The 25,139-nt window shown below is 46.1% G+C and carries 18 protein-coding genes and 2 pseudogenes; 12 read left to right on the top strand and 8 right to left on the bottom strand.

Annotated elements, in window-relative coordinates:
- Nucleotides 1-268 precede the first annotated feature (268 nt).
- The 12 genes from DW830_RS09925 to brxL all read left to right on the top strand — a co-directional run bounded on the left by DW830_RS09925 (nucleotide 269) and on the right by brxL (nucleotide 13,149).
- Nucleotides 269-988 carry an AAA family ATPase gene (locus DW830_RS09925; RefSeq protein WP_119249773.1) on the top strand — a complete coding sequence of 240 codons (720 nt, stop codon included), beginning with the start codon at nucleotides 269-271 and terminating at the stop codon, nucleotides 986-988.
- 5 nt (nucleotides 989-993) lie between these two features.
- Complete coding sequence (locus DW830_RS09920) at nucleotides 994-1,833, top strand: DUF4435 domain-containing protein (RefSeq protein ID WP_158573471.1); 840 nt, start codon at nucleotides 994-996, stop codon at nucleotides 1,831-1,833.
- A 12-nt stretch (nucleotides 1,834-1,845) separates the two neighbouring features.
- Nucleotides 1,846-3,636: a BREX-1 system adenine-specific DNA-methyltransferase PglX gene (gene pglX, locus DW830_RS09915; protein ID WP_199656107.1), complete on the top strand. Its 1,791-nt coding sequence runs from the start codon at nucleotides 1,846-1,848 to the stop codon at nucleotides 3,634-3,636.
- Between the two features lie 852 nt (nucleotides 3,637-4,488).
- Nucleotides 4,489-4,896, top strand: a complete 408-nt coding sequence (locus DW830_RS09910; protein ID WP_119249771.1) for a hypothetical protein — start codon at nucleotides 4,489-4,491, stop codon at nucleotides 4,894-4,896.
- Nucleotides 4,893-5,066: a DUF1016 N-terminal domain-containing protein gene (locus DW830_RS17360; protein WP_119249770.1), complete on the top strand. Its 174-nt coding sequence runs from the start codon at nucleotides 4,893-4,895 to the stop codon at nucleotides 5,064-5,066. The genes DW830_RS09910 and DW830_RS17360 overlap by 4 nt, the downstream gene beginning before the upstream one ends.
- Nucleotides 5,067-5,114: 48 nt before the next feature.
- Nucleotides 5,115-6,005 (top strand): protein adenylyltransferase Fic, encoded by an 891-nt coding sequence (gene fic / locus DW830_RS09900; protein ID WP_119249769.1) that lies wholly within the window; start codon nucleotides 5,115-5,117, stop codon nucleotides 6,003-6,005.
- A 42-nt stretch (nucleotides 6,006-6,047) separates the two neighbouring features.
- Nucleotides 6,048-6,788 (top strand): BREX-1 system adenine-specific DNA-methyltransferase PglX, encoded by a 741-nt coding sequence (locus DW830_RS09895; protein ID WP_233544474.1) that lies wholly within the window; start codon nucleotides 6,048-6,050, stop codon nucleotides 6,786-6,788.
- Between the two features lie 44 nt (nucleotides 6,789-6,832).
- On the top strand, nucleotides 6,833-7,468 hold the full coding sequence (locus DW830_RS09890) for a DUF1016 N-terminal domain-containing protein (RefSeq protein WP_119249768.1): 636 nt from the start codon (nucleotides 6,833-6,835) through the stop codon (nucleotides 7,466-7,468).
- 330 nt (nucleotides 7,469-7,798) lie between these two features.
- Nucleotides 7,799-8,512, top strand: coding sequence for an HNH endonuclease family protein (locus tag DW830_RS09880; RefSeq protein WP_119249766.1), 714 nt, complete (start codon nucleotides 7,799-7,801; stop codon nucleotides 8,510-8,512).
- A gap of 28 nt (nucleotides 8,513-8,540) precedes the next feature.
- Nucleotides 8,541-10,184 (top strand): hypothetical protein, encoded by a 1,644-nt coding sequence (locus DW830_RS16575; RefSeq protein WP_233544473.1) that lies wholly within the window; start codon nucleotides 8,541-8,543, stop codon nucleotides 10,182-10,184.
- Nucleotides 10,105-11,079 (top strand): PglZ domain-containing protein, encoded by a 975-nt coding sequence (locus DW830_RS16570; protein WP_233544475.1) that lies wholly within the window; start codon nucleotides 10,105-10,107, stop codon nucleotides 11,077-11,079. Before DW830_RS16575 ends, DW830_RS16570 begins: the two co-directional genes overlap by 80 nt.
- Nucleotides 11,080-11,091: 12 nt before the next feature.
- The gene (brxL, locus tag DW830_RS09870) at nucleotides 11,092-13,149 is read left to right on the top strand and encodes a BREX system Lon protease-like protein BrxL (protein WP_119249765.1); all 2,058 of its coding nucleotides are present in this window, start codon (nucleotides 11,092-11,094) and stop codon (nucleotides 13,147-13,149) included.
- Between the two features lie 50 nt (nucleotides 13,150-13,199).
- Here brxL and DW830_RS09865 read toward each other — a convergent pair whose 3' ends face one another.
- From DW830_RS09865 to DW830_RS09830, 8 genes and pseudogenes are all read right to left on the bottom strand, one after another.
- Entirely contained in the window at nucleotides 13,200-15,233 is a 2,034-nt protein-coding gene (locus tag DW830_RS09865; protein ID WP_119249764.1) for a M13 family metallopeptidase, read from the bottom strand.
- 28 nt (nucleotides 15,234-15,261) lie between these two features.
- Nucleotides 15,262-17,249: pseudogene (locus DW830_RS16925) on the bottom strand (ABC-F family ATP-binding cassette domain-containing protein).
- 90 nt (nucleotides 17,250-17,339) lie between these two features.
- A pseudogene (locus tag DW830_RS09855) lies at nucleotides 17,340-18,613 on the bottom strand (S-adenosylmethionine:tRNA ribosyltransferase-isomerase).
- Between the two features lie 93 nt (nucleotides 18,614-18,706).
- A complete protein-coding gene (locus DW830_RS09850) occupies nucleotides 18,707-19,375 on the bottom strand; it encodes a phosphatase PAP2 family protein (RefSeq protein ID WP_317125394.1) in 669 nt (222 codons plus the stop codon).
- Between the two features lie 220 nt (nucleotides 19,376-19,595).
- On the bottom strand, nucleotides 19,596-22,193 hold the full coding sequence (locus DW830_RS09845; RefSeq protein ID WP_119249762.1) for a BatD family protein: 2,598 nt from the start codon (nucleotides 22,191-22,193) through the stop codon (nucleotides 19,596-19,598).
- A gap of 62 nt (nucleotides 22,194-22,255) precedes the next feature.
- On the bottom strand, nucleotides 22,256-23,008 hold the full coding sequence (locus DW830_RS09840) for a tetratricopeptide repeat protein (protein ID WP_119249761.1): 753 nt from the start codon (nucleotides 23,006-23,008) through the stop codon (nucleotides 22,256-22,258).
- 33 nt (nucleotides 23,009-23,041) lie between these two features.
- Nucleotides 23,042-24,082 (bottom strand): vWA domain-containing protein, encoded by a 1,041-nt coding sequence (locus DW830_RS09835; RefSeq protein WP_119249760.1) that lies wholly within the window; start codon nucleotides 24,080-24,082, stop codon nucleotides 23,042-23,044.
- 44 nt (nucleotides 24,083-24,126) lie between these two features.
- Nucleotides 24,127-25,125, bottom strand: coding sequence for a vWA domain-containing protein (locus DW830_RS09830; protein WP_118311050.1), 999 nt, complete (start codon nucleotides 25,123-25,125; stop codon nucleotides 24,127-24,129).
- Between the last annotated feature and the right edge of the window lie 14 nt (nucleotides 25,126-25,139).

Below are 25,139 nucleotides of genomic sequence, written 5' to 3'. Positions count from 1 at the left end.
ATCCCAAGGTGGAATCTATGGTTTGAGCTAAAAGAGCATCAAATTGCTCCATAATCGAAAAAATTCCCCCAAAAGGAGTGAGTTTCTCTGATTTAATTTGTATCTTTGCATGTCATATTAGAGTTTTGCTTGTCTTCTTTTCGCAACACTAAGGTAAGTGAAAATTCTGACATGGCAAAATCCTGGGCAACTTTTTGTTGCTCAGGCACTTATAAATAATGTTAAACTATAGTGTTGCGGAATTAAGGATAATTTATAATGTACAATTATGGCAGAGATACGTATTAAAGACATAAATATAAGCATTTGGAATCATCAGAAAGTTCAGTTTTCTGCACACCCAGATGTCAATATTATCATGGGCATCAACGGCAGTGGTAAGACTACTTTTCTGAGTCGTCTGTACAAGTCTTTGACTGAAAACATGAAAGGTATGGAGAATGTTGTTTATTTGCCATCCATTGACAACATTGCGTTGAGAGACAAACGAAAAACTGCAACAGCCCTTTCACAAGACTTGGATTATTACATCTACGATATGAAGACTGGTCCTTCATTGATGAGTCTTCGTATGTCTATGATTGATAGTTCCGAGGATGTGCAAACCAAGCTAAAATCTCGCATTGCTGATTTTCAGAATGCGGTTAATCGTCTTTTTGCATTGACCCACAAGCGGATAGAGATAGAGGGTAGCAAGTTTTCTGTCATCACGGAAAAAGAAAAATTGCCTGTAGGCGCATTGTCTTCTGGAGAGATGCAGATGCTACTAATTCTCCTAAGAGTGTTTCTACTCAATGGTCGTGAAGCTGTGGTATTGATTGATGAGCCAGAAAACTCATTGGACATCGACTGGCAGTTTGAACTGGTCAACCTGCTTGTTCGTTTCAACCCCAATGCCCAGTTTTTCATTACAACCCACTCTCCAGCCCTCTTCGGTGAAGGATGGGGCGACAAGGTTTGGTACATGGAAGAAATTACTCAAAAGTAAAGCGTATGGACTGGATTAGTAAACAAGCCAAACTATACAGAAACCTTGCCCTTACCCATCGCTATCAGGCAATAGTGCATCTGGAGGATCAGGAAGATGAGAGATTTTGGGATTATCAGTTGCAACATGTCAAACCTGGGCGTTATCGCTACTTGTACTATAGCAAGAACAATAATGGCACTGATACCAGAGGATGTGAACAATGCCTCAGATTCAAACCATACCTTACAGACCAATTCTTTATCTGCATAGATAGTGATTTGCGCCTGCTTCGGGGTGAAGAAGGGCTGACTGCGAACAATCATGTTGCTCAGACCTATGCTTACTCGTGGGAAAATCATCTTTGCGAGTCGGTTCATATTCAAGAGCGTATGAGACATAACATAGAGCAAGTGGATTTTGACATGAATGAGTTTATCACAGCATTCTCAAAGATTGTCTATACTCCTCTACGCTATTTAATCTTCTACTCAGCAGACAGTAATCTGAACAAACTGTGGAATATCTCCAAGTTCAATGCTTGCATACCTTTGCAACCCAAACGCTCTGAATTGGACAATAACGGCAAGGAATATCTGTCGGTCATTAAATCCCGTTTTGAAGAAGGACTGAAGAATCTTTCAGAACAACCTACTGGCAAGATTGAATCCCTAACTGAGGAGAACGCATATCTGCATATTCAAGGGCACTTACTTTATAAGATGATACTCCATATCGGCACTCTACTTTGTAGAGGAACAGACGTAGCTTTCAAGACCGACATTCTTGATAAAAGCCTGCACACCAATGGTTATGATGAGATAGAGTCTTTACAGAAAGACTTGCATAAGATTCTTATTCAATAAATACAAAAAAGTATGGATACAAACAGAATCAAACGCTTCGCTACCGAAGCACGAAATATATTGAAAGCCGGTATTGCTGCCAAGATTACGACACTTGGCTTCGACAAGAACGGCAATGTGGCAGAAGAGAACAAGCCTCAGCTGATGCAGGGTGGTTCTCTTTGGAATGAGCAGTTGCAGACAGAGGGCTTCTACTATCAGTGGATGTCCCTCTATAACCGTATTCAGCAGAAGGGTATCAACGAGGTGTATGAGGAAGCTGCCTATACCTGGTTCAACCGTCTCTGCGCCATCCGCATCCTGCAGAAGAACAATCTCTGCAGTCCGGTTATTGCCTATGCTGATGCTGCACGTACTCCTGTCATCGTGGATGAAGCCCGACAGGGACGCATTCCGCAGATGTTTCTGTCCCCCGATAACGGGGGAAACGAAGGGGGTGAAGAGTTGCGCCAGCGACTCGTGGAACTCCTCGATGATGACACCAAGGTGACAGAGCAGTTTGCTATCCTCATTACAGCCTGGTGCCACGACAACCCTATCATCAACCAGTGTTTCGGCAGCATTGCCGACTACACCGAGTTGCTCCTGCCAAACAATATTCTGGCAGCAGGTGGGTTCGTGGATATGCTCAACCATACTGAATTTATCACCGACGAAGACTTCCAGTCACCAGAGTTGATTGGATGGCTTTATCAGTTCTATATCTCTGAGCGCAAGGACGAGGTGTTTGCCAAGAAGGGCAAGTTCGAGGCTGATGAAATTCCTGCAGCCACCCAGATCTTCACCCCTAACTGGATTGTGAAGTACATGGTGCAGAACACCGTGGGCAGAATCTATCTGGACAATAATCCATACGAGACACAGCTGCAAAAGAAATGGCGTTATCTCGTTGAGCCTTCAGAAAAGCCAAGCGATAGGTATTCACTGAAATACAACGAGTTAACAGATTTGAAGGTAGCAGACCTCGCCTGCGGTTCCGGTCATATTCTCAACGAATGCTTCGACCTGCTCTATGACCTTTATATTGCCGAAGGCTATGGTCGTGGAGAGGCTGTGGAGAATATCTTCAGCCACAACCTTACGGGTATTGACCTCGACACTCGTGCCAAGCAGTTGAGCCAGTTTGCCCTCCTGCTGAAGGCTTGCCAGAAGGATGCAGCCTTTGCAGATGCGCACGTATTGCCGAATGTACTCGACATGACGGGAGTGGTACCAGCCTTGGATAAAAAGGCAATGACTGAGACTTGCCTTCAGTTTGTAGGTGGCTACGATGACGTGGCTGGCGAGATGCTTGAGGAAGACTTCGAACTTTTGAAAGAAGCCGACAACCTCGGCAGCATCATGATATTCAATATCAACGAGAACTACCACAATATGCTCCGCAGTCATTATGAGGATTGGACAAAGAATGGTACCGACGATTGTCCTGCCAACATCAAGCAGCTGTTGCCGGGTGTCAAGGTGATTCTTACCCTCACCGAGCATTACCATGCGCTCGTGATGAATCCGCCTTATATGGGTGGAGGGAAGATGAACAGCGTATTGAGCAAGTATGTGAAGGACAACTATGAAGAGGGTAAGGCAGACCTCTTCTCTGTGTTCATGTTCATGGGCATGGAGCGTCTTGCTGATGGCGGCAAAATGGCGCAGATCAATATGCAGAGCTGGATGTTCCTCTCTTCATTCAAGAGCTTGCGCCATATCTTCCTGCACAATTATGCCATTGACAGCATGTTGCACCTAGGTCCTCGCACGTTCGATGAGTTGAGTGGTGAAGTGGTACAGAACACAGCCTCGTTTTAACCAAGCCTCAAGATCCATACGGTGGAATCACCATGGCGGAAATTAGGCTTTGCCGAAATCTGAGCAAGAGATTTGGAAACAAAGATTTTACGAAGACACAGAAATGGATATGGACGAATTGTCCTCGGAAACCCTAAAGGCATCTACTATCGATTGGTAGATGGCAAGAACTGTGCTGATAAAGAGCAGATGTTCCTTGCCAATAAGGATGGAAACGAGGATGGTAAGCATATTTATTATCCTAATGTGGAGCAGCTTAATTTTGGCAAGATTCCAGGTGCGCCTATCGGCTATTGGGTTTCACCCAAAATTCAAGAGATATTTACATCAAATCTCGCGTTGTCTGCTGTTGCTAGTCCCTGTGTGGGACTGCAAACAGCAGACAACGCGAGATTTCTCCGCCTTTGGTTTGAGCCAAACTACAGCCGAATCGGATTCGGCTGTGAAAATGCCGCGTTAGCGGCTCGCTCGCAAAAAAAATGGTTCCCATATAATAAAGGTGGCGGACAACGAAGATGGTATGGAAATCAAGAATCTGTTGTAAATTGGGAAAATGATGGATATGAAATTAAAAACTTCATGGATAATAAGGGAAAACAACGCTCAGTTATAAGAAATCCAGAAAGGTATTTCTGTCCATCAATTTCTTGGTCTGATATTTCATCAAATTCAAACTCATTTAAAGTATATCCTAAAGGATTCATATTTGATGTTTGTGGAATGAGTTGTTTTGACGCACCTAATAGGCTAAATCTACTGGGTGTGCTAAATACAAAATTCTATGCCGTTTTATCGCATTTTTTAAATCCAACGATGCATTTCCAAATTGGCAATTTCAAACAATTACCATATATGGAAGTTCCTTCGAAAGAATTTGACCAATTAGTTGAGCAGAACATCGCCATCTCCCGCGCCGACTGGGACGCCCACGAAACCTCCTGGGATTTCCAGCGCAACGAGCTCTTATCCATCGACACCTCCACCTATATGGAGAACATCGATTACAAGAAGGAGAAGCATTTCGAGGAGACGGGCGAACATATTGACATTTCCCCTGCTGCCCCAAAGCTCAGCAGTCTGGAATGGCGCATGGAGCAATACAAGACGAAGTGGGAGCGCAAGTTCATGCAGCTGCATAAGAACGAGGAAGAACTCAACCACCAGTTCATCGACATCTATGGTCTGCAAGACGAGCTGACTCCTGATGTTCCACTGAATGAAATCACCATCCTTCAGCAGGGAGAGATCTCGATTGAGTGAGCGCAGAGCCAAGCTTGCTTGGGCTATGCCGAGCGAAGAGAGATTCGACAGAGATAGAGCCAGAATATGGAAGCGGATTTGGTGTACGTCAACTGGAACGTTGTCGCCAGTTTTATACTATCTATCCAAATGCGAATACTCTGTGTGCGCAATTGAATTGGTATCAATAACGCATCCTTGCCAGCAAGTATCAACTCTAAAAGAAAATCAAGAAAGCAATGAGTAATAACAATATACAGAAGGTATCCATCCGTTTCTTCAACGACCGCGAAGTGCGTGCCGTATGGGACGAAGAACTTTCAAAATGGTGGTTTTCCGTTTTGGATGTCGTTGGCGTGCTCAACGACCAAGACGACTATACAAAGAACCGCAACTATTGGAAGTATCTGAAGACAAAGCTGAAGAAGGAAGGAAACGAGTTGGTTAGTGCCACTAACCAACTGAAACTTCTGGCACAAGATGGTAAACGCTATAAAACCGACGTTCTCGATACCGACGGCATCCTGCAACTGGCAGCCTGCTTCCCCAACACTAAGGCTTCACGCTTTGTAGCATGGCTCACGAATAGCGAAGAAAGCATCGACGGCAAGAGCAAATCGAAGGCTTATGCCTTGTTCGAGAGCAGTATGATAGAAAGCATTGAGGTGGGAACAGCGAAGGGACTGCAACAGATTCACGCTTACCTATTTGGCGGTTTGTACGACTTCGCCGGACATATCCGCACGGTGAATATAGCCAAGGGAGGATTTCAGTTTGCTATGGCAGCCTACTTGCCCGCTACGCTCCGACAGATAGAACAGATGCCCGAAGAAACATTTGAGCAGATAGCCGACAAATATGTTGAAATGAATGTGGCGCACCCTTTCCGTGAAGGCAACGGCAGAACTACCCGTATATGGCTCGACCTCATGCTCAAAAAGAATCTGAAGCAATGTATCGACTGGAGTATGGTAAACAAGAAAGACTATCTGGCTGCTATGACTGCAAGCGTGGCTGACAGCACACCCATAAAGCAGTTACTCAAAGCAGCATTGACCGACAAGATAAACGATAGGGAAACCTTTATGAAAGGTATCGACTACTCTTACTATTATGAACAAGAAGAGTAATGAAGGTTGATAAGAAAGTGATATTATATAATGATGATAAAAATGGAAGCAAATAATACAAAACAACATATCGTATGGCACGATGATGCCATTATCAAGCAACTCATCAGCTATGCTGTGGGCTGCATGCTCGGACGCTATCGCCTCGACAAGCCGGGGCTTCACATCGCCCACCCTAACCCAACCGACGAGGAGATTGCTCCTTACGAATACAAGGGTGAACAATGGGCAATAGATGACGACGGCATCATACCGCTCATGCCAAACGACTGTGGCTTCTCTGACAACGCCTCTGCCCGCTTTGCGGACTTCATCCGTGTGGCATTGGGCAACGAGGAGCATGTGGCAAACCTGAACTACGTGGAGAAATGCCTCGGCAAGACACTGGAGCAATACTTCGTAAAGGACTTCTGGAAAGACCATAAGAAGATGTATCAGAACCGCCCTATCTACTGGCTGTTCTCATCCAAGAAGGGTGCCTTCCAGGTCATCGCCTACATGCATCGCATGAATGCCTACACCGCAGAGCGAGTAAGATCTAAGTATCTCCTCCCTTACATCGAACACCTGGAGGCTGAAATCGACAAGCTCGATGCCCGCCGTGCAGAACTCTCTACCAAAGAGACCAAGCAGCTACAGGCTCTGCAGAAGCAACTCGACGAGTGCCGTGAATACCACGAGCGCCTGCAAGTAGTAGCCGAGCAAGCCATCAGCTTTGACCTCGACGATGGCGTGGTAGTGAACTATGCCAAGTTTGGTGATATTTTACAGAAAATAAAATAGTGGGCGACGTGTAATATCCGCAACAGCAAATTAATTAGAAGAATATGAAAAAGACAATGACGTCAGCAATAACAGACCCAGACTATAAACAATGGGTTAGCGATATAGAAAAACGATTCAAAAAGCAACAGTTAAAAGCTGCAATACATGTTAACTCCGACAAGTTAGAATTTTATTGGAGCTTAGGTCGAGACATCTGCGAGCGAGAATTCGAGAGCAAATATGGCAGTTCTGCCATACAAATACTAAGCAAAGACCTTCGTGTAGCTTTACCAGGAGTAGCAGGACTCACACCTGGCTCTTTATATTATTGTAAAAGATTTTACAAACTCTATAGTCAAATATTTAAGAAATTTCCCCAAGCTGGGGAAATTTCTAAGTCATTGCATTCTGTACCAACAGAAACACAGACGATGCCATTGAACATCTTTTCCATTCCATGGGGTCATCACAAAGTAATTATTGACTACTTAGAAGATGCTCCTGAAAAAGCCATATTCTACGCATCAAAAATATTAGAGAACTGTTGGTCCAGGGCTACTTTGCTGAATATGATTGGCGATAAAGGGAAAAATAACGGGTTATATGAACGACAAGGAAAAGCTGTGAACAACTTTCCTCAAACAATGCCTCATCCTACTGGAGATTTAGCAAGAGAACTCATTATAATCAGCCAATAGCTATTACAGCTTATGAGGGAATACAAATTCTTCCAAACAATTTCAATGAGAAATTGCCAAGCATCAATGAATTGGAAGAAGAAATTAGAAAGAAATAATCCAAAATCAAATTGAATTATGAAATCTGGAAATAAAGAAATAGGATTTGGAAAGCAAACTATTGCTCAGGTTTTCGCGGAATGGTACACTGTTCCTTCATATCAGAGACATTACGTTTGGGAAAGCGATAATGTGAATGATATAAGAAGGTGGCATGCAAAAATATTGCAGATGCAGTATGTGGTAAAACCCCATCGTATCGTATTGACAACTTGAATAATATCATTAACTTTGATAGAAGAAGCAGGCAATACCTCTGATGTGCTTGAAGCTCATGACTATTATTCATTTAATGAACAAGTTTTCATGGCTAACATTCAATCTGAGATATACGGAAGACGCTATACTTATGCACTTCTGATGCTGCTTGAATACAAATACAAGGATAAGTCCGAATGGAAAGATTTCGGGACGACATCAATTGAGCATATTCTTCCACAAAATCCTAAAGCAACAAGTCAGTGGGTAAAGGATTTTAATGAAGAACAGAGAGACTATTATACGCATAGAATCGGAAATTTATGCCTGATTGGTCGTCGAAAGAATTCTTCTTTAGGTAACTTGGATTATCAGGAGAAGCTAAAAAGATATTTCGAGAAGAATATAGGTTCTTTTGCTAGTTCTCAAAAAATATACAAAACATATCCGAATGCATGGACTCCTGACACAGTTAAGGAAAACCAGGAAAGAGTCATAAAGGATTTGATGGAGATTTTTGGTATAAAGGATTCCAGTTCTAAAACTGAACCTCTATCGTATATAGAACAGCAGAAAACTATCTTTCCTAACGCTTATGAGCCTTGGTCTGTAATTGATGACAAAAAATTAGTTACACTATATAAAGAAGGAAAATCTGTTAATGAACTCATGAACATATTTCTTAGAAATAGAGGAGCCATTAAAGCCAGATTGTTGAAATTAACAGGAATAGATATAGACAAGTAACATCCGTATTTATAAAGCATCCAAGAATATGGTACAAGATAGAATATACAACTACTTCGAGCGCAATCCACAACTTCATGTGCTCTTCATCTTCGACAGGATGAACATCATCCAGAATGAACTGGATGAGATGAAGCAGTGGAATGACGATTATATATATAAGGTGTTTGATGGAGCGTGGTTCAATGCCAAGTATGCCATCGAGAACGATTGGAAGGACAAGCATGTGGTTCTGCTCTTCCCGGAACAGGTTTATCCTCATACAGAGGAACAGCAGCTCAGCTTCCCTCTACTCGACATGCTGAAAGCCAACATGGAATATAAGGAAGAAGACTACGCCAGCTTCATGCAGCAGTATAATCTTCCTGAAAAATTCCGCAGTTTCGTGAAGAAGAATATTGGCGAAATCATGTCGTCTAAGGTAAGCAACATCCTTAATGGGCTTATCGACAGTACATCGTTCAGCGAGGATATGGTTTGCCGTGCCTTCATTTCCAATTATCTTGGCGAGAAGAAGCTGCAGGAATGGGAACATCTCATTATCAAGATGATTATTCTGGATGGAATAGCAGAAGAGAAAAAGCGTACTGATTTCTGGTATAAGCTCAGCAAGAATTTTGATGCTTCAAAGGCTTTTTCGGAAAAGCTGGATAAGCTCTTTGGCTTAACTCCTAACTTTAACGCTGCCATCAAGATGAAAAACGTGGCTGAGAGTTTGAAGTACAATAGCATCACTCAGCTTTTAGACGCAGTACCGGGAGACACCTATAAGCAGTACAAGATCAGCAATTCGGTGGTACTTGACCAGGTGAACAAAATCTATGAGTTGGGTACACACGACCGCCAACTGTCAGAGAAGTTTGCCCAGGCAATGAGTATTTTGGCAACAGACATCAAGGAAGAGGCTATCATCAATATCTATGGTATTGATGCCAACTACTATTGTCTTACAGAGTCACTCAGCTGGCCAATCCTGAAAGAGATTGTAGAAGAAAAGCTGATGGCAGACCCAGAGCTGGTGAACGACCGTATGCGTGAGTTGTCTTTGAAGCTTCCTGTAGATAGTGATATTCAGATTGCCATCCGATTCATAGAGCAGTCGGCTTTATACTATGCTCAGGTAAGGGGTCTTGGAACGCTGAAACTCAATAGCACCAGGGAATATGTAGAAAAATATACAGAAGAGTTCTATCTTGCAGATCTCTACTATCGCCGCACCCTGGAAGCATTCCACGAACTCATCACGAAGGAGAATCCTATAGAGCAAACGTTGAGTTCAGCCAAACGCCAGTTGGACTTGGAATATGCTAAGATGACTAACGTTCTCAACCTAGAATGGCTGACATGCGTAGCAGAAAAAGGCGCATGGTTTACTGAAACCGGATTAAAGCGCCAGGAGGATTTCTACAAGAACGAGTCTGATTCCAGCGTGAAGCAGGTGGTCATCGTATGCGATGCGCTGAGATATGAGGTGGCAAAGGAACTGATGCAGGAACTGGCAAAGGAGAAGCATATGCTACAATTGACGCATACCAGGCAATGCTCCTACGGAAACCAAGTATTGCAAGCCTGCCCTCCTCCCCCATCACTCGCTGGAGCTAAATGGCACAGACATGATGGTGGATGGAACCCTGCTGACAACAACAGAACAGCGAACAGCCCATCTGGGTAAATATCGGGAAGGAGCCATCTGTACACGCTATGAAGACGTGATGAATGGCGACGCACAATCCATGCGTGAACTCTTTAAACGCCCGTTGGTGTATATATTCTATGATACGATAGATGAAGCCGGACATTCACAAAATCCATTCGAGGTGATCAGTGCTTGCAGAAAAGCCATTGAGCAACTGACTGTACTGGTAAAGCGTCTGCATGCATCGTGGAATGTGGCAAATGTGCTTCTCACCGCAGATCATGGATTTCTCTATAATGATATGAAGTTTGAAGAGAAGGATAAGCATAGCATCAAGGAGTCTGCCGTCGAGAAGAAGACAAGATACTATCTCACAGATAGCAACGATACTTTTGAGGATATAGTAAAATTTCCTCTTGACAAGGTATCTTCCATCAAGAGTACCACGCCGTTACAGGTTGCAGTACCTATCGGAACCAACCGCCTGGCTGCACCGGGTGGCTACAACTTTGCTCATGGTGGCGCATCGCTTCAGGAAATGATTATTCCTGTGATAAGAAGCCAGCAGAAGAGAACAAACAAGACTGAAAAGGTGGGTGTTGCGCTGATGAGCCACAACCTGAATATGGTGAGCAGTCGATTGAAGTTCCAGATGATACAGTCGGAAGCTGTAAGCATGACCGTGATGGAGCGCAAGGTGGTTTGCTGTATTTATAATGGTGACGACCCTGTAACCCAGGAAAAGGAAGTGACACTGAATAGCACTGATGCAACGAACTTGAACAATCGCGTGTTTGAAGTGACACTCAATCTGAATAAATCTGTCAATGCAAGTATGTTACAGCTTAGAATCTACGATGTGGATGACAAACTGAACCCACTTGTGCGTGAGACAGTGAAGAACAATACAATGATAGAACAAGATTTTTAAGGAATACTGCATATGGATTTACAACAGAAAGTAATGAATGCCTTCATAGGCAAAGTGGTAAGAAAGGATTTGGCTTTCCTCGTGAAGGGAGGTCTGCCTGTTCCTACATACGTGTTGGAATACCTGCTGGGGCAGTATTGCGCCAGTGATGATGAAGAAATCATCAACGAAGGATTGGAAAAGGTGAAGCAAGTGATCCAAAACAACTATGTTCACCGTGCTGAAGCTGAATCGGTAAAAGGTATCATACGTGAGAATGGCAGACATCGCATCATCGACAAAGTGACTGTTGTACTCAACGAGAAAAACGATGAGTATCAGGCAACATTTGCTAATCTGGGATTGACAGGAGTGCCTATCGGTACTGACTACGTGCGTAAGAACCCAAAATTGCTGAGTGGCAATGGAGTTTGGTGCATCGTTACCATTGGCTATATCAGTGGTGAAAACGTCAAGGTGAGATGGGAAATCCAGACATTGAAGCCTATCCAGATTTCAAATATCGACCTGCAGGAATATATCGACCAACGTAAGAACTTCACTACGGAGGAATGGATTGACTTCCTGATGCATACCGTGGGTCTGAACCCTGAGGCAATGAACCGCCGTGAGAAGTTCATCACTTTGGCTCGTCTTCTCCCTCATGTGGAAAACAACTTCAATTTCATGGAATTGGGTCCAAAGGGAACAGGTAAATCTCATGTATTCCAGGAACTGTCTCCTTATGGCGTACTTGTCAGTGGTGGTGACGTAACCTCTGCCCGACTTTTCGTGAAAATCCAGGGCAACAAGGAAATTCTCGGACTGGTAGGCTATTGGGATGTTGTGGCATGGGACGAGTTTGAACAGCAGAAAGGCCGTAATGTGGATGCAGTGCTCATCGACACGATGCAGAACTATCTTGCCAACAAGTCGTTCAACCGTGGTAAGGGAACCCACGAGGCTAGTGCATCCATGTCTTTCGTAGGTAATACCAAGCATACTGTTTCATATATGTTGAAGAACAGCCATCTGTTTGAGAGCATTCCTACATCATTCATCAAGGGTGCGTTCCTCGACCGAATTCATCTCTACAATCCAGGTTGGGAAATCAAGATGTTGAAGAAGAACAGTTTTTCCAAGGGATATGGTCTCATAACAGACTACATTGCAGCCGTGCTTCACGAAATGCGCAATGACGACAGAACAGCTGTGCTGAATGACTATGCGAAGTTTGACGGTTCTCTCTCAGAACGTGACCATCTTGCTATCCGTAAGACATTCTCTGGTATGATGAAACTCATCTATCCTGATGGTAAGATGACCGACCAGGAGGCCTATGAACTGGTTGACTTTGCTGCAGAAGGTCGTAAACGTGTGAAGGATCAGCTCTATCTGATTGATGAAACATTCATGGCAGAGCCTGCAAAGTTCAAGTACATCAACCTGAAAACCGGTTCTGAAGTAAGCATTGAGACTTTGGAACAAGTAAGCAATGAGACATTGGAACAAGGAAGCAATGAGATATTGGAACAAGGAAGCAATCAGAAAGTAGAACCACCTACGACTGAAGATCATACAGAAGAACCGAAATCCAAACGTCCACGCATACCTATTCTACAAGAAAAGAGTATGTCGTTCAGAATGGGCCAGACTGGCGTAAGTTATGAGAAGTTATTTGCACCTTATATGAGAGAAGCAAAGGAAATAACCGTTGAAGATCCATATATACGTGCTTCATGGCAGATCAAAAACTTCATGGAGTTTGCTCTGATGCTTATCAATACACGTCCTGTGGATGACTTGAAACTGAACCTTTTCACTAATGAAGAGGAAGACAAGATACCAGACTTGATTGACAAGCTTGATGACATCAAGGACGACCTTGCTTCTTATGGCATTGAGTTTACCTACAAGTTCAGAGACTTTCATGACAGATGTATCAAAACAGATACAGGATGGACAATTACGCTTGGACGTGGTCTTGACATGTTTGAAAAATATAGTCCCTACTCTATTGCATCATCAAAACAGGATATGCGTAAGTGTAAGGAGTTTACCGCAACATTCATGAAGAATAAAAATGTATGAAAAAAGGCTGCGTCACCCGGTGGTAACGCAGCCTTTTTCATATTTGATCTTTACCAAAGCTCCAAACGCTCATTCTTAGGAATGAACATCTTGTCGCCCTGCTTTACACCAAATGCCTCATACCAGGCATCAATGTGAGGAAGAGCACCATCTACACGCCACTTGCCAAGCGCATGAGGATCGTTCTTCACACGGTTGCGAATCTCCTTCTCGGTGATGTTCTGACCCCATACACCTGCGTAAGCCAGGAAGAAACGCTGATCTGCAGTGAAACCGTCCTTGTTCTTCAATGGCTTCTTGGCTGTCGCATTCTTGAATGCATTGAAGGATACCATCAAACCACCGTGGTCGGCAAGGTTCTCACCCAATGTGAAGCGACCGTTGGCATTCAAATCAGGCAATACCTTGATGTTGCTGAAGAAATCTGCATACATATCTGCACGCTTGTTGAAGCCCTCAGCATCGGCAGCTGTCCACCAATCCTTCAGGTTACCGCTGGCATCATACTGGCGACCCTGATCGTCGAAACCGTGAGTCATCTCATGACCAATCACTACACCGATAGCACCATAGTTGAATGCCTCGTCAGCCTTGGCATCAAAGAATGGATACTGGAGGATACCTGCTGGGAAGCAAATCTCATTGGTGGTAGGATTATAGTATGCATTCACAGTCTGAGGAGTCATATACCACTCATCTTTGTTGACTGGCTTACCAGCCTTCTCAGCAATCTCCTTATTGTTACGGAACTGACGGCAAGCCATCACGTTCTCATAGAAACTCTTGGATGGATCGATGGTAAGTTTGCTATAGTCAGTCCACTGGTTAGGATAACCAATCTTGACATAGAACTTATCGAGCTTATTGTGAGCAGCAGCCTTGGTCTCTGCACTCATCCACTCCTGAGCATCGATACGCTGACCGAGACTCACCTGGAGATTCTTGACCAAAGTCTCCATCATCTTCTTGGAAGACTCTGGGAAGAACTTCTTGCAGTAGATTCTACCGAGCGCCTCACCCATCTGAGCATCTACCTGAGAAGTAGCACGCTTCCACAATGGATGATCTTCCTTTCTGCCACTCATGGTCTTGCCGAAGAAATCGAAGTTTGCCTCACGGATTGCATCGGTGAGATAAGCAGAAGAGCTGCCGATGACACTCCACTCCATCAAAGCCTTCAAGGTCTCAGCATCCTCAGCAGCAGTAATCTTGTCGTAACCAGCCATGAAAGCAGGCTGACCAACAATCATCTCCTGGATATATTCGCTCTTGATGCCCTCGCCGTTAGCCAAAGCTTCGAGAGGAATGTTTGGATAATTCTCCTTAAACTGCTTCAGGCTCATCTTGTTGTAGTTAGCCTGTGGGTCACGGAGTTCGGTACGGCTCTTGGAGATAGTAGCAAGACTGGTCTCGTGGAGGAATACCTTCTGTGCCTTCTTGGCAGCATCGGCAGCAGAGAAGCCATAGAGCTGGAACATCTTTACCACGTAAGTCTTGAATGCCTCACGGATAGCTACGGTAGCAGCGTCGTTGTTGAGGTAATAATCCTTGGAACCGAGAGTCAAGCCACCCTGCATCACATTGTAGATGTTCATGGTAACGTTCTTCTCATCAGCACCGAAACCAGTACCGAAACCTACGCCCAAGCCCTGCATGGCATATTTCACCTGCAAGTTCTGGAGATCAGTCTTGGTCTTGGCAGCAGCAATCTCGTCGAGGAGAGGCTTTACAGGAGCAATGCCCTCCTTGTTGCGACGGTCGATATCGAGTGCCAACTTATAGAAATCGGAAAGCTTCTGTTCGATGGTTCCAGCCTTGTAGGTCTTCTTCTTGAGTTCATCAAGGATAGAGTTGATACGCTTGTTGTTGTTCTCAGCCAACTGATCGAAACTACCATAACGGCTGTAGGCAGCAGGAAGCGGGTTGTTCTTCTGCCAGCCACCGGTAGCAAACTGATAGAAATCATCAGCAGGCTTTGCTGTCTTGTCAAGATTGCTCAAGACAAGTCCCGACTTGTTCTGAGCATCAGCAGCCAAAGGCATGGCTGCGAGCATCATCATCGGAAGGATGTACTTCATTTTCATTTTCTCGTTATTTATTATTGTTTATTAATTACGAATTCTTCACTTCCTCCAGCTCTTCTGAGAGCATCATCCAGTTCTCGTTTTCCTCATCCAGGCTCTTCATCAGCTCGGTATATTCGGTAACGAGTTCCATATTCGTAGCATTCTCTGGCTTCATCAGGAGGGCATCAATCTCTGCCTTGCGGGTTTCGAGCTTTTCTATCTTCGTCTCGCATTCCTTCACTGCCTTCTCTGCCTTGCGTATCTTCTTCTGCTGCTCCTTATGCTCGGCATAGCTGAGCTTGCCGGAGGATACTTCGGAAGAAGAAGCAGATGATGAGGTTGAAGAAGAGGAAGAGGATGAAGCGGAACCCGATGGAGAACCGGCAGATGACATTCCTGACTGATTGGCAAGTGCCTGACTGATGCTCTCGGCATTGTGGGCACGGAGATAATCGTAGATACCGCCCAGATGCTCACGTACTTTACCACCGGCAAACTCATATACCTTATCTACCAGTCCGTCGAGGAACTCACGGTCGTGGCTCACGATGATGGCGGTGCCGTCGAATGCCTTGATGGCTTCCTTCAACACATCCTTCGACTGCATATCGAGATGGTTGGTAGGCTCATCGAGAATCAGGAGATTCACCGGTTCGAGCAGAAGCTTGATCATCGCCAAACGACTGCGCTCTCCTCCACTCAGCACCTTGACATATTTTTCGGAAGTTTCGCCACCAAACATAAAGGCACCCAAGAGATCGTTCACCTTGAGACGCATCTCGCCGGTAGCCACATTGTCGATGGTCTGGAAAATGGTAAGATTCTCGTCGAGGAGCTGTGCCTGGTTCTGTGCGAAATAACCTATCTGCACGTTATGACCTATCTTGAGATTGCCCGTAAAGGAATCTCGCCCATGATACACTTCACCAGGGTAGATTTACCCTCACCGTTCTTACCTACGAACGCCACTTTCTCGCCACGCTTGATGGTAAGATTCACATGGTCGAAGACGGTATGCTCGCCATAATCCTTTCTCACCTCATCGCAGATGACCGGATAATCACCGCTTCGGAGACAAGGAGGGAACTTGAGGTGCATCTGCTTGGTATCCACCTCATCCACCTCGATAGGAACGATTTTCTCCAACTGCTTGATGCGGCTCTGCACCTGTACAGCCTTGGTTGGCTTATAGCGGAAACGCTCGATGAAGTCCTTGATATCTGCTATTTCTTTCTGCTGGTTCTCGTAGGCACGGAGCTGCTGCTCGCGGCGCTCGGCACGAAGTACCACATACTCGTCGTATTTCACCTTATAATCCTCTACCCTTCCGCAGGTAATCTCAAGGGTGCGGTTGGTTACATTATTGATAAAGGCACGGTCGTGACTTACCAGCACCACCGCCTTGGCACTCTGCGCCAGGAACTGCTCCAGCCACTGGATACTCTCGATATCAAGATGGTTGGTAGGCTCATCGAGGAGGAGCACATCCGGCTTCTGGAGCAGGATTTTTGCCAGCTCGATACGCATACGCCATCCGCCGGAGAACTCTCGGGTAGGACGGTCGAAATCTTCACGGGTGAAACCCAGACCGCTCAATGTGCGCTCTATTTCTGCCTCGTAGTTTTCACCGCCCATCATCATATAGCGATCATGTTCCTGGGTGAACTTCTCCACGAGCTGGGCATAGCTCTCGCTCTCGTAGTCGGTGCGGTCGGCCATTTCCTGCTGCATCTTGTCGAGGCGCGCCTTCATCTCGGTATTGTGGGCGAAAGCCTTTCGGGTTTCCTGCTTTACGGTGGTATCATCCTGCAGTTTCATCACCTGCGGCAGATAGCCGATGGTGGTTTCATTAGGGATAGCCACTACGCCGGAAGTTGGCTTCTGCAATCCACATAGAATCTTCAGCATCGTAGATTTGCCGGCACCATTCTTACCTACCAGGGCAATGCGGTCGCGGTCGTTGATTACGAAGCTTACATCATTGAAAAGTGGCTTTACGCCAAACTCTACTTTCAGTCCTTCTACTGAAATCATACTATTTTACTTTGAACTTTGAACTTTATGATTAGCAAAGCAAATGAATTCTTCACTCTTCGTTCTTCACTCTTCACTTTATTCTTCTTCCTAAGGAATGAGCAGGGAGGAATCTCCGTAGCTCAAGAAGCGAAAATCATGCGAGAGGGCATAATCATATACCTTCTTCCAATCACCATGCAGGAAAGCACTCACCAGAAGCAGGAGCGTGCTCTGAGGCTGATGGAAATTGGTTACCAGCATCTTTACTATCTTATAGGTGTAGCCCGGTGCGATGATGATCTGCGTGCTGGAGTGCAGGGCTTCCAATCCGTTGCGGTCGAGGTAATCGACAATTGCCTGGATAGCCTGCACTGGAGTGATGTCATCCACCAGATTGCCATCTGCCGACAGCTCGTAAGGATCCCACTGGTTTACATGCAGATCTTCTTCACTTGCCTCAGGATGCTTGATGAGATGCACACCCATATAATAGAGACTCTCGATGGTGCGCACACTGGTGTTCCCACGGCGATGACCTGGCACTCGTGCTTGATGAGCTTCTCCAGACTGCGACGATGAACCACGATATATTCAGTATGCATCTGATGACCTTCTATCTCAAGACTCTTCACCGGCTTGAAGGTTCCCGCTCCTACATGAAGGGTTACCTCTTCACGGTCAATGCCATGCGCATCCAGGTCCTGGAGCACCGCATCGGTGAAATGCAGACCGGCTGTTGGGGCAGCCACACTACCCTTGATCTTGGAATATACGGTCTGATAAGTGGTCTTGTCACTTTCTTCAGTCTTGCGGTTCAGATATGGAGGGATAGGCAACTCTCCTACTGCCTCAAGAATCTCGGCAAAGGAAACGTGCTCGTTGTCCCAGTCGAAATCCACCCAGTAGTTGGTGCCGCCACCCTTGGCTACCATCTCAGAAGCCTCTGCGCTGAGAGCATCTCCACGTCGCATGGTAGCAGAGAGAGTAAGCTGATGACCCTTGATCTCGAAGTCACGCTTCAGACTTCCTTCTTTCCATTTCTTCAGGTTACCAATCATACAGAGCCATGAGCAGTGGCCCGAAGTCTGGAACATCAGCTCATAGTCGGTAGGTGCAGCAGGCTCCATCAGGAACACCTCAATGAGTGCTCCCGTCTCCTTACGGAAATGCATGCGCGCCTGGATAACCTTGGTATTATTGAATACCATCATGGCTCCCTTTGGCAGATAGTCGGGAAGATGGAAGAACACATCGTCGCTTACCTCGCCATGCTTATAGACCAGCAGTTTGCTGTGGTCGCGCTGTGCGATAGGAAACTTGGCGATGCGCTCATCTGGTAAATCGTAATTATAATCGCTTATCTTAATATGTTTTGTATCCATTATTTCTTTGAACTTTGAGCTTTAAACTTTGAGCTTTAAACTTTAAACTTTGAACTTTATGATTTGCCTTTTTTCAGAAAAGGCTATTTACTGCTATATTGCCGTCATCAGAACGACGGCACGCAGGATGACATATACGAGAGTGAGCATCAGCACGGTCATAACCATATCGATGTCATCGCAATCATATCCCGTACAGGTATATTGATTCGAAACATACTTGATTTCCGGTGAGATACGTCGGTACATACGAAGGAAGAAAAGATATACCAGCGAACCAATCACCATGCCCAGCAGCATTCCGCAAACGATGTCCAGCGGATAATGAACGCCCAGATAGAGGCGGGTCCAGCAGTTCACCAGCGACCATGCTATCAGGGTGAAGGTGAGCATCCTGCTCCTTACAAGCAGCGAGAAGAACACGGCTAACGCCATGGTGTTGGCTGCATGCGCCGAACAGAAACTGTAGTCCTTCAGGCGAAGATTATCTACTACCTGCACGGTATATTTTACCAGCGGATCGTTGGAAGGTCGCCATCTAGCCGCAAGCGGTTTGATGATTCCCTCGGCAATGCCATCGGCAAAAAAGATGCACAGGAATGCGCAGCCTACAATAAGACCAATCTGCCCGATTGTCTCATTATTGCGCATCACGATGATAAAGAGTACAAGATAGAGCGGTATCCAGGTGAAACCCGAAGTAAGTGCCATCACCAACTGGTCGAGAATCACATTGTTACTGCCGTTGAACCACTGCAGCACTTGAAAATCTATGTTTTGTATCGAACTAAAATCCATTTACTTACTTTGAACTTTGAACTTTCAGCTTTGAACTTTGAACTTTCAGCTTTGAACTTTGAACTTTCAGCTTTGAACTTTGAGCTTTGAGCTTTGAACTTTATGATTAGCTTAGACTATTGAGTTCTTCACTCTTTGTTCTTCACTCTTCATTCTTCACTCAGAGTTCTTCACTCTTCACTTTTTAAATTTCCTCGAGATGCTTGGTCTCGATCCATCCTTCTCTTCCATCGCCTACGCGGATGCCACGCCAGTCGGTCATACCCTTATCGATGATATCTACACGGGTACCCTCGTGGAGTACAAACTGATCGGTACTGGTCTTGGCAGGCGTCTTCTTGATGTTCACGGAAGGCGAGATGATGATGGCACCCTTGCGGTTGTCAAGCGCCTGCTTCTGCTGATAGGCAAAGAGATTGCTCAGCAGGAAGACGAGGAAGAAACCGATACCGCCAAAGAAGCCGATCTTGCGCATCAGGATGTGCGGACCGAAAAGATAGAGCAGCACGAGCAGCAGCGCCATGATGATGGAGATGATGCCAGCCTTCGCCCAGTTATCTACACTCGTGAAGTTGACAAGCGCCTTATACCAGGTAACGAAGAACATTTCGCTTACCGGGGTAATCTTGTCGATGGTCTTGCTTCTCGCAAACTGGAGATTGAAGTTGATGTCCTCATCTCCAGGCGAGAGCAGGCGGGCACGCTCATAGTTGAGCACCGCCTTGGTAATATTATCTGTACGATAGTAGGCATTGCCGAGGTTGTAGTAAATCTCGGCAGAGGCACCATTCTTGAGCAGCTCTTCATAGTCGCGGATAGCCTGCTGGTAGTTGCCCTTCTGGTATTCCGTATCGGCATTGTTCTTGGTGATTGCCGATACCGGAGAAGCGCCGAAGCCCAGCATCGCTAGGAGCAGCCATACGAAGGAATATCCGGCAGGATGCTTCTTGGCGTTCTTGCGAGCCGCATTAATTGCATTTTCTATTTCCATAATCGCTGTCATTGCTGATTCGAAGGTACGGTTCATATTGCCGGCAGGGTCGCCTGGAGCATAACGCTCGAACTCGCACTCATCGAGAGCGGAAGTAAACTTCTGTATTGTAACATCATCCACATCGTGGGCGAAGAGTTTCTCACGGATATTCTCACGAGAGAGCTGCTCTACCGGCATGTTCAGCTTGTAGCTCATATATCCCCAGAGGGCACGCATCACCTCATCATAGAACTCGCCCTGCTTGCCCTGCAGCATCAGCTTGTTGGCCATGCGCAGACGTTTGGTGGCTATCTTGCCCGCCTTGTTGGAGCGCTTCTTCACGATGTCGGCATTCTCGATGGCTCTGCGGTGGAATACCACCAGCAGCACGAAGAAGGCGATGAGCGGAATGAGCAGACTGGTCCAGTAGCCGAAGCTTCCGAAGAACATATCATCTGCCTGATGCTGTGAGGTCTTGCCCAACTTGATGGTATGGATATCCTTGTCCTTGCTGGTATAGTCAGCCGACTCGGATGTTGATCCATCTCCCTTCTCCACGTTCAGAGTGAAAGGTTGGGTCTTGATGGTCTTATACGCATTCTTGCTGGTATCATAATAGGTGAACTCCACGGCTGGAATGGTATAGCTGCCCTGATTGCGAGGCACAGCCAGGAAGTCGTATATCATATTACCCTCCACTCCATTGGCGGTGAGTCGGGTCTTATCTGTTACCTTGGCATCATACTTGTCGAAATCCTTCGGGAAATTCACTACTGGCTGCTTCAGTAACTTGAGGTTTCCGATACCTCCCACAATCACACGGAGCGTAATAGGTTCGCCTGCCTTGATTTCCTTCTTGTCAAGACAAGCAGAGATATTGAACTTACCTACTCCACCCGAGAAATTGGCTGGGCGCTGAGGCAACGGATCTACCTGCAGGGTGATACCCGGAGCCTTGATGTTCTTCTTTACCTCTACATATCCGGAACCACCATTGAAGAAGGCCTCCATCGGGTCGATATTGCGGTTCTGCTGTACCACGATGCCCTTGAAGGTGATGGAAGGAATCTCCAGCTTACCGGTCATCTGAGGATACATCACATACTGGCTCCAGGTAACGCACTTGTAAGGGCGACCGTTCACCATTTCGGTATGGAAGGTCTTCTGCTGTGGCAAAGGCACTTCCTGGTTGTGGAATCCCTTCAGGTCTGGCATCTTACCTTCCAGCTGGGTGAGTTCCACCTGTGTATATACCTTGTAGGTAAGCAGGATAGGTTCCTGCTCGTGTACTCTCTTCTTGTTGGCAGACACCTTGATGAAGAGATCGCTGCCTGAGATGGCAGAGCCAGCGGTACGCATACGAGGTTGGTCGTAGCTATTCTGTCCGTGCATGCTAGGCGCGCCGTTGGTACGCTGAGCGTGACCCGACACCGTAATCTTCACGGCGCGAGAAGCCAGGTTCCTACCATCCACGATGGCGTGGGAAGCACCAATGTTGAAGGTACCATTCTTTGCTGCATAAAGGGTGTAGGTGATGGTTACAGATGAAGAGGACGAGGTATGTCCGTTGATCATCTGATAACTGGATTGCGAAGATGTGTAAGGACCTGCGATGACTTCGAGTCCATCCTGCACCGCACCCATTCTGAATTCCTCTACATCACGGGTGTTGATGGTATAGGCGACACGGAAGTTTTCTCCAGCCGCTACGTGCGATGGAGCCGACACGGAGATATTCTGGGCCACCGCATGCACCTGGTAGCCTAGCAAGCATATCAGCAATATCAAATACCAACCTATTCTTTTCATATCGTATCTTAAATAATAGCTAAATATTATATTTAAATCGTATTTTTATCTCATCTAATCTTTTACCAATTCTTGTCGTAAGCCTTTCTGCGTGGCTGGCTCATCGCCTTCTGCAACTTGCGCTTGGTGGCTTGCTCCTGCTGAACGGCGGCATTCAAGAGCTGCTCGGCATTCTCGCGGCTCATCTTGTCCTGGTTCGGCTGGTTTTGGTTCTGATTATTCTTGTTATTGTTATTCTTATTATTCTTGTTATTCTTATTATTCTTATCGTCGTTTTTATCCTTGTTGTCTTTGTTCTTGTCCTTATTCTGATCGTTCTTGTTCTTGTCCTTGTTCTTATCCTTGTTGTTCTTGTTCTGATCCTTGTTTTGCGGATTGTTCTTGAGCAACTTCTTGCAGAGGGCAAGATTATAACGGGTCTCATTGTCCTGTGGATTGCATCTCAGCGCCATCTTGTAGTATTCGATGGCCTGGGCATAGTCACGATGGTTCTGCATGATTACGCCCATGTTGTGACAGCTGGCAGCACGGCGGAGGCGGTTGGTTTCCAACTGGGCAGCATTGGTAAACTGCTGTATCGCCATGGAGTCTTTCTGCTGCGCCATGAGCGCACAACCAAGATTGTATATCGCCTGTGGATTCTTCTGATTCTTGGAGATAGCCTTGCGATATTGGGTTTCTGCCACTGCCCATTTCTGAGATTTAAAGGCACGATTGCCCTGACGGATCAGGTTGCGATCAGTCTGGGCTCCGGCTTGTGCCGTACCCACCAGCAACATTGCCACAGTTACTATTATATAATGTATATACTTCATTTTAACATCTATATTTTAAAGCTTCTGCCTGCATTATTTCGGCAGCTTCAAGGAATCCCTTTTGAAGAACTTAATGTTCCTGAGCAACGGATTCTTTACTTCCAGCATGCAGACCTCGATGATGAGCAGGAGGATGATGAGAATGCCCACAGCCTGAAACTGTTCATCATAGGCACTGTATATCACGCTGGTCATATCTCCCTTCTGCAACTTGGTAAGGTCATCATTCAATGCCTTTTCTGCATCACTCGTATTATCCACATGGATATACTGACCCTTGCCAGCCTGCGCCAGTTCGCGGCACATCTGCTCGTTGAGGGCAGTCATCACGGTATTGCCTGCATGATCCTTCAGATAAGAGCCATCGCCCATCGGAATAGGAGCACCCTTGGTATTACCGATACCGAGGATAAACACGTTGATGCCCTTCTTCTGGGCCATCTCGGCTGCCTCCTTGGCACCATCCTCATGGTTCTCACCATCGGTAATCACGATGATGGCTCTACCCACATTGTCCTGCTGGGTAAAACTCTTGGTGGCAAGCGAGATGGCATCGCCGATATTAGTACCCTGAGTCTGGATCAGACCCGGTGTGATATTCTGCAGGAACATCTTTGCCGATACATAATCGCTGGTGATTGGCAACTGCACGAAGGCATCGCCTGCAAAGACGATCAGGCCGATCTTGTCGTTGCTGAAGTTATCTACCAGATTCTCTATCAGCATCTTGCTCTTGTCGAGACGGGAAGGAGCCACATCCTCGGCAAGCATGGAATTGGAGATATCGAGACAGATCATCGTCTCGATGCCGTTACGCTTGTCGTGAGAAATCTTGCTTCCCATCTGAGGGCGAGCCACCATCACGATGACGAGTGCCAAGGCAGCAAGCATCAGCACAAACTTCACCGTAGGACGGTATTTGGATATGTTGGGCATCAACTGCTTGAGCAGTTCCGGATCGCCCAATCTTTTCAGCTTAGCCTTTCGCCTTCTCCAGCCTACCAGACGAACCAGTATGAGCACCGGTATCAGCCAGAGCAGCCAGAGAAACGTAGGATCTTCAAATCTTAACATATTTATATGATGTTATAATCTATTTTGTCTAAACTCCTCTTTCATCAAGGAATTCTTCTGAACCAAGTGAGGCGGAGCAATATCTCCAGAAGCAGTATCAGGAGTGCACCCAGGGCAAAAGGCTGGTAGGCCTCATAGCGCTTGGCAAAATGCTTCACATTAAACTTAGACTTCTCCAACTTGTCGATGTCCTTGTAGATTTTCTTCAACTCGGCTGTACTCGTAGCACGATAGAAGTTTCCATCGGTGGTCTGAGCGATGTCGCGCAGCGTCTGGGTATCGATTTCCACCGGGATATTGACATACTGCACGCCTCCTGCCACAGGCATCGGATAAGGCGCCACCTTGTTGGTTCCCACACCGATGGTATATACTCTGATGCCGTAGCTCTTGGCTATTTCGGCAGCGGTCATAGGCGAGATGTCACCCATGTTGTTGCTACCGTCGGTGAGCAGGATTACCACCTTGCTTTTTGCCTTGGAATCCTTGAGTCGGGTCACGGCGTTGGCAAGTCCCATACCCACAGCGGTACCGTCGTCAATGAGTCCGCGAGCCGCGATATCGGTGCGGGTGTCATGCAGAAGTCTGAGCAGACTGGCATGATCGGTAGTCATCGGACATTGCGTGAAAGCCTCTCCGGCAAAGATGGTGAGTCCGATATTGTCGGTAGGACGGCCAGAGATAAACTCAGTGGCAACATCCTTCGCCGCCTCCATACGGTTTGGCTTCAGGTCCTCGGCAAGCATAGAGGTTGATACGTCCATGGCAAGCATGATATCGATACCTTCTACGGTCTTGTTGTCCCAGGAATAGTGGGTCTGCGGACGGGCCATGGCGATGACGATGAGCACGAAGCAGATGCATCTCAGCACCATCGGCAGATGGATGAGTCTGACGCGCATACTCTTGGGAGCATACTGATAGATGCGTGTATCACTCATGCGCATCGTAGGCTCGCTCTTCTTCCTGCCCAGGAAATACCATAATATATAAGGTATCAGCAGCAGGAGCAGCAGAAAATATGCTTTACTTGCAAATTCCATTTCTTAATTTCTTT

The organism is Prevotella sp. AM34-19LB (assembly GCF_003468525.1).
Lineage (GTDB): Bacteria > Bacteroidota > Bacteroidia > Bacteroidales > Bacteroidaceae > Prevotella.
This window is presented reverse-complemented; position numbering and strand designations above follow the sequence as displayed.